This is a genomic window from Flavobacterium sp., assembly GCF_044338735.1.
Classification (GTDB): Bacteria; Bacteroidota; Bacteroidia; order Flavobacteriales; family Flavobacteriaceae; genus Flavobacterium.
Genome location: NZ_JBIIWV010000114.1, coordinates 1 through 6,684, shown reverse-complemented (window position 1 = coordinate 6,684; position 6,684 = coordinate 1). Strand labels below are relative to the sequence as shown.

Genomic DNA, 6,684 nt, shown 5'->3' with positions numbered 1-6,684 from the left:
GACAACGCTTTCCCAACGCTGTTTTAATTGTTCGTCTCTTGACATTTTTTATAGATGAAAGAAAAAAGAGAAAAGAAAAAAGACTGTTCCCAACTTTCTATATTAGTTTTGCAAAGATAATCGATGGTTTTGATTTTTATGCAATCTATCTTCCTTGTTATTTATTCAATATTTTTTAAGATGGATTAACCCGATATTGAAGATTGATACTCGATGGAATTGGAATACTATTTTTTCACTTCTTTAATAGCTTCTTTATTAATCCACGCTTTGGTTTTGTCGGTTAATTCTACCTGTGACCAATTCCCTAAGGTTTCTAAAACGAAAACTTTTGTGCCTTCATGAAGTGTTGCTAAATCTTCAGAACTGTTTTTGGGTTCGGATTTTAAAGTGGTTGCTTCTGCAAAAACAATGGCTGGATTGTAATTTTTGTCGTATTTCTTCTGTAAAAAAGCAGAGAAAACGGTTACGCTAATTCCGATTAATAGCAATATAAATAAGCTGAAAAAAGTACGTTTTAATAACACCGTATTCCCGAAATAATAGCCTAAAAAAGAAAGTAAACTCAAAAATGCAATACAAACAGCAATCCAAGCCCAAGTGTCGTAATGAAATGTACTTGTAAACTCTTTTAGCATTTTCTTAAAACCAACTTCTGGAAGGATTTTAATATCATCTATTGCCATTTTTTGTGCAAAAGATAGATTGGTTTGAATTCCTTCATCATCGGGGTTTAAAAGTAGTGCTTTTTCATAATTATAAATCGATGGTGCTACTTTTCCTAATTTGTAGTAACAGTTACCAATATTAAAATACAAATCAGCCGAAATGTTACCTTGTTTTTCAATACTTTCAAACGTTTGTAATGCGTTTTGATAATCTTCTTTGTTGTATAAATCGTTTGCTTTTTTGAAAGTTGCGTCTATTGATTCGTTTGCAAAGACGAATTGAAATAGTAGTGTGAAAAAGAGAATGTATTTTTTCATATTAAATCTTTTTATTTTAACCACAAGGAGCACAAAGAAAGCACTATGTTCACTATTTTAATTACTAAATTTAGCCCCTAAAGTGGTCACTAAGCTTTGACTATAAAATTCCGTTGATGACTCTTTTTACTCCGTTTTTTAATAATTTGACATTAAAATTTATTAACAACCCTAATTTACATTCGGACAATTTTAAATAGGTTAACAATTGTGCTAAATGAACTTCGTTTAATGCTTCAACTGCTTTTATTTCAACAATAAATTTATCTTCAATAATTATATCTATTCTGTAGCCAACATCTAACTTGACTTCTTCATAAATTAAAGGTAATGGTTTTTGTTTTTCAACTTTAAGATTTGATTTTTTCAACTCATAATACAAACATTCCTCATATGCACTTTCAAGCAATCCTGGACCTAACGCTTTATGAACTCGTAAAGCACAATCAAATACTATTTTAGAAATTTCCTGTTCCGTCATATTTCATTTTTTGTGTTCCTTGCGCCTTCCTTGTGTCCCTTGTGGTTAAATTTGTTTTTCAAGTTCCGTTATTATCTCAATGGCTCTGTCAAAATCGTTATTCATAGCAGTGTCGGTTGCGGGTGCATATCGTGCAAATTCGCAATCGTTCATTAACTCCATAAATTGAGAAATACTTTGTTCTGAAGCATTTCTTTCTTGCAACAATTCAATAATATTATCTTTACTCATCTCCACCGTTTCAATATGTAATTTGGCTTTCAAGAAATTGTGTAATGCTTTTTCCATCGCCATGTAAAACGGTACTTTATCGCCCATTTGTTTTTTAGCTTCCGACAAATATTTTTTAACTAATTTATTGTTTCTTCTTACTCTATTGCCAAAAGCATCAGCATCTTTTGCTTCTTTTTGTTTGCGAAGTAAAATGACCACTGGAATTAGTAATAGTGGCGCAAATAACAACCCATAAAACAATCCTGAGCCTAAGAAATCTTCTTTGGCTGAAGCTACAAATTCGGTTTTTAACTTATTAAATTGGAATACTTCTTTTTTCTGAACCGCTTGTTTGTTTGTGTTTGCTTGATTAGAAACTACCGTTCCATCTCCTTCTAATACGTCTAATATAATTTCTTTTGAAGCAATTGTTTTATAAGTTTTACTTTTTAAATCATAATAGGAAAACTCTATTGGTTTAATCGTGTATTTTCCTTTAAATTGCGGTATAATTGTGTATTTGTCGGAAACTTTTCCAACCATTCCTGTAACCGGTGTTTGCACATTTTCAGTATGAGCAGGATCGTATAGTTCTAATGAACTTGGTACAATTGGTTTTGGAAGTGTAAATAATTTTAAATTCCCTTTTCCAGAAACACTTACTTCTAAATCTAGAGATTCACCTGCTTTTAATTTTGTTTTTGAAGGCGAAACTTTAAAATCAAAAATCCCAACGGCTCCTGAAAAACTCGATAGTTTTCCATTTTCGGGAAGTGGTTTTACGGTTATGGTTTGTATTCCTGTGGAAAGCGCTTTTTGAACAGTGGTCATTTCCATTCGACCAAACCAATCACTTCTTCCAGTAGGCACCTCAGCGTCTACATCAATCTTAAAAGGTTCGATTCTTTTGGCGCCAGCTTCAAGTGGATATAAAATAACTTTTCGGAGTTCTACAACACTATAATCTTTTCCGTTATACGTTCCTTTTTCGGCACGAAGTTGTTTCATGTCGATATACTGACTCCAAAAATCTTGATACTTTGGGGCTTGAAAATTGCGTAAGTTAGAAACCGAACTATTATAAGGAAAATACAATTTATAAATTACCGTAACGGGTTCGTTAACATAAGCATTTCTGGAAGATAATTCGCCTACCAAATGAATTCCTTCTCCAAAATTATAATTTTGTTGTTGTCTTGGATTTTGACCAGGATAACTTGGCATTTGTATCGGATCGGTAATGGTAATTTTTATAGGAACCGTTTTATAAAGAGTTCCATTATATTCTATTGAAGCCGAACCAATGGTGAACGTTCCTTTTTTAGTAGGTGTTAAATAATAAATAACTTGAGTGGTAATTTCTCTTTTTTGGGTCATTTTCCCATTGATAATCGTAATTGACGTTTGGTTTCCTTTATTGATAAACGGCCCTTCTGCTTTGAAACCAGGAAATTTTGGCCCTTGAAAATTATCGCCTTCATTATTTATTGAAAACGCAATAGGAAAACGTTCGTTTAATCCATAGGAATCTCGATCGGTTTGTGCTTCAAATTTTACTTGAGCCGAAACCACCGAATAAAGCAATAAAAAAAACAGTACTACGCTTTTTTTCATCATTTACCAATCTTTTTCATTTGATGCAGGACGTGCTTTTACTTTCTTAGCATTCACTTTGTCTTGCACTTTCTTTTCTGCATTATTAACGGCATCTAATATATTATCGATGCGTTGTTTGTCTGCGCCACTTGGCTTTGGCGATTCGTTTTTATCTTCTTTCTTTTCGCCGTCGCCTTTTCCTTGTTGCTTATCGCCTTGTTTGTCTTTATTGTTTTGCTGGTCTTTATCAGAATCCTTTTTATCGTTTCCTTTGTCATTTTTGCCTTCGTTGTCTTTTGGTTGTGGCTTGTTGTCTTTTCCGCCGCCGCCTTTGTTGTCTTTTTTATTGTCTTTTGGCGGATTTTCCTTTTTCTTCTTTTTAGCCAACGCATAATTGTATCGCGTTTCTTCGTCTAACGGATTATTGCGCAAGGCATTTTTATAAGCTTCAGCCGCCGCTTCATAATTTTTATCCATCATAAAAGTATTCCCTAAATTATGATAAATAAAGTGTTTTTCGATTTTAGATTTTGCCGATTCTAAAGCTTGAATGTATTTTATTTGAGCTTCGCCATGTTGATTTTGACGATAAATACTATTCCCTAAATTATATCCTGCCACCGCTTTTTTAGGTGATTTTTTGGATTCAGTTATCCGAAAATCTGCTTCAGCGGTCGCGTAATTTTTTTGGGCAAACGATTGGTTACCTGCATACAAATTTTTATCACTTTCCTGACTGAAAAGAAATCCGTTAATTAGTAACACAACACTATAAATAATCTTATTCATGTTTTTTCTCGTTAAATAAATTCAACTTTTGCACCCAACTCGTTTTTTTCTCCAACAAAAATAGATCTGCCAGTAATAATAAAAACCCGAACGCCAAAAACCATTGATATTGCGATTCAAAATCGGCTATTTGTTGCGACTCAAATTCTGATTTTTCAATTTTGTCCAATGCTTTTTTAACCTCTTCAACAACTTCTTTTGTATTGGAACCAACGATGTATTTTGATTTAGTTTTATTAGCGATATTCTGTAAAACGTCTGGATACAATTTTGTAATTACATTTTCTCCGTTTTGATCCTTTTTATAAGACGTAATCTTACCACTATTATCTTTTAATGGAATTAAAGCTCCTTTTTCTGAACCTACACCAATCGTTAAAATACGAACGCCTTTTTCCTGAGCCATTTCAATAGCTTCATTAGCTCCATCGCCATGATCTTCACCATCGGAAACTAAAATAATCAGTTTACTGGTGTCTTTAATATCAAAATAATCCACCGAAAGTTTAATGGCATCATTAAAGGCCGTTCCTTGCGAAGAAACCATATTGGTATTCATACTTTGCAGATACATTTTGGCAATACTGTAATCGGTTGTCATTGGTAAAACAGGATAAGCGCTACCGGCATAACCGACAATTCCTACACGGTCATTTCCTAACTGATTGATGATTTGCGACACCAATTGTTTGGTTTTTTCTAAACGACTAGGCGCAATATCTTCGGCCAACATACTTTTTGAAATATCTATTGCAAATACAATATCAATTCCTTGTCGTTTTACGGTTTCCATTTTAGTGCCCATTTTTGGGTTGACCAAGGCTATAACAACACATAAAATTGCTAAAAGCACAATCACTAATTTTAAAACCGGTTTAAAAACGGATTGTTCCGGACTCAATTTTTGAAATAATTCCATATCTGCAAAAGCAGCTTGTTGTTTTCTTTTCCAATATAAATTAAACAAGAAAAACACTGCCACTAATGGAATTAGGACTAACAAATAAAAATATTTTGGGCTTTCTAGTTCAAACATACTTCTTTTTCTAAACGATTCCTCTAAAAATGGTGTTTCTGGCTACTAATTCTGTTCCTAACAAAACGAATGCTATCAATGCAAACATTCTATACTTTTCGTCATAGTTGTAGAATTTTTGTTCATCTATTTCGGTAGTTTCGAGCTTATTAATTTCGTCATAAATGGCTTTTAGTTTTCTATTAGAAGTAGCTCTATAATATTTTGCATTGGTGGTTTTTGCAATTTCTTGCATTAATTTTTGATCAATTTCTACCGGCATCATTTTGAAAACTAATTTTCCATTAGCGTCTTTAGCAACCGGAAATAATGCGTTTCCATTGGTTCCAATTCCTATAGTGTACACTTTTATGCCATACTCTTTAGCAATTTCAGCAGCTGTTCTAGGATCAATTGTCCCAGAATTATTTACTCCATCGGTCAATAAAATTACAATTCTACTTTTTGCTTTACTGTCTTTAATGCGATTTATCGCTGTGGCTAATCCAACGCCTATTCCGGTTCCATCGGCAAGAATAGAATCATCATATTCTATGGTTTTTAACGATTGTAATAAAATGGCTTTATCTGAAGTTACTGGTGTTCTGGTGTAGCTTTCGCCAGCATAAACTATTAAGCCAATACGATCATTTACTCGGTCTTGTACAAAAGTTGAAGCTACTTTTTTCAAAGCTTCTAAACGATTGGGTTTTAAATCGTTTGCCAACATACTACTCGAAACGTCAATGGCCATTACAATATCAACTCCTTTAGTAGTTTTAGATTTTGAAGTAACATCTACGCTTCTTGGTCGTGCTAAAGCTATAATGATAAACGCTAAAGCAACCAATCGAACAGCAAATAAAAACGGTTTGGCTTTAGCAAAAAAGGAACGATTTTGTTTAAAAGGCTCTAGCGAACTCATTTTTAACGTTGCCGATAGCTGATTTCGTTTATAAAACAACCAAGCTATTGCTATTGGTAACACCAAAAACAGCCATAAAAATTCTGGATTTAAAAAGGTTACTTTTCCCATTATTGTTTTGCTTTTCTTAGTTCGATTGAATTCTGAATTTTCTCTATAATTTGTTTTGCATGTTCATCATCTTCCTTATAGATTAAGAAAAATTCTTGAGCGCCCCCCGGCTGGGCAAAAACAACTATTTCGTAACTCATTTTTTGATCTTCTTCGGTAATTGAATTAAATGCAGTAAACGTTCCATAGGATTTTTTTCCTGAAAAACCTTTTACATTTTCAAAATCGGCGGTTTTTACAATAATATTTTTTGCACCAAAACGTTCTAATTCTTTTAAATCATTTTCCAGCGCTACTTCAATATCTAATCTTGTGGTGTCTTTAAAAGCGGTGGTAATTAATACAATTGAAAAATCATCAACGATACTTCCGTAAGTAAATTTGTTGGTCGATTTTACGTTTTCTGGAAGATTATTTTGAATTTTTTCATCGTTATTTCGCTTCAATACTTTTGGTGTTTGAATCACAATAGCTGGTTCACCATATTCAGAAGTTATCCATTCTTTTTCTAATAATTCTTCTGTAGAATAACCAATGTGATGCTCTTTTAAATACTCTAATCCAAAAG

General features: G+C 33.0%; 6 protein-coding genes and 1 pseudogene. All 7 read right to left on the bottom strand.

Annotated elements, in window-relative coordinates; all coding sequences use genetic code 11:
- Window positions 1-227: 227 nt before the first annotated feature.
- A complete protein-coding gene (locus tag ACIQZC_RS07955) occupies window positions 228-986 on the bottom strand; it encodes a tetratricopeptide repeat protein (protein WP_396138702.1) in 759 nt (252 codons plus the stop codon).
- Between the two features lie 100 nt (window positions 987-1,086).
- Window positions 1,087-1,467, bottom strand: a complete 381-nt coding sequence (locus tag ACIQZC_RS07950) for a GxxExxY protein (protein WP_396138701.1) — start codon at window positions 1,465-1,467, stop codon at window positions 1,087-1,089.
- Between the two features lie 45 nt (window positions 1,468-1,512).
- Window positions 1,513-3,297 carry a BatD family protein gene (locus tag ACIQZC_RS07945; RefSeq protein ID WP_396138700.1) on the bottom strand — a complete coding sequence of 595 codons (1,785 nt, stop codon included), beginning with the start codon at window positions 3,295-3,297 and terminating at the stop codon, window positions 1,513-1,515.
- Entirely contained in the window at window positions 3,298-4,065 is a 768-nt protein-coding gene (locus ACIQZC_RS07940; protein ID WP_396138699.1) for a tetratricopeptide repeat protein, read from the bottom strand.
- Complete coding sequence (locus ACIQZC_RS07935) at window positions 4,058-5,101, bottom strand: VWA domain-containing protein (protein WP_396138698.1); 1,044 nt, start codon at window positions 5,099-5,101, stop codon at window positions 4,058-4,060. The genes ACIQZC_RS07940 and ACIQZC_RS07935 overlap by 8 nt, the downstream gene beginning before the upstream one ends.
- A gap of 10 nt (window positions 5,102-5,111) precedes the next feature.
- Complete coding sequence (locus tag ACIQZC_RS07930; RefSeq protein ID WP_396138697.1) at window positions 5,112-6,116, bottom strand: VWA domain-containing protein; 1,005 nt, start codon at window positions 6,114-6,116, stop codon at window positions 5,112-5,114.
- A pseudogene (locus ACIQZC_RS07925) lies at window positions 6,116-6,684 on the bottom strand (hypothetical protein); the annotation flags it as partial. The gene ACIQZC_RS07930 and the pseudogene ACIQZC_RS07925, both read right to left, overlap by 1 nt.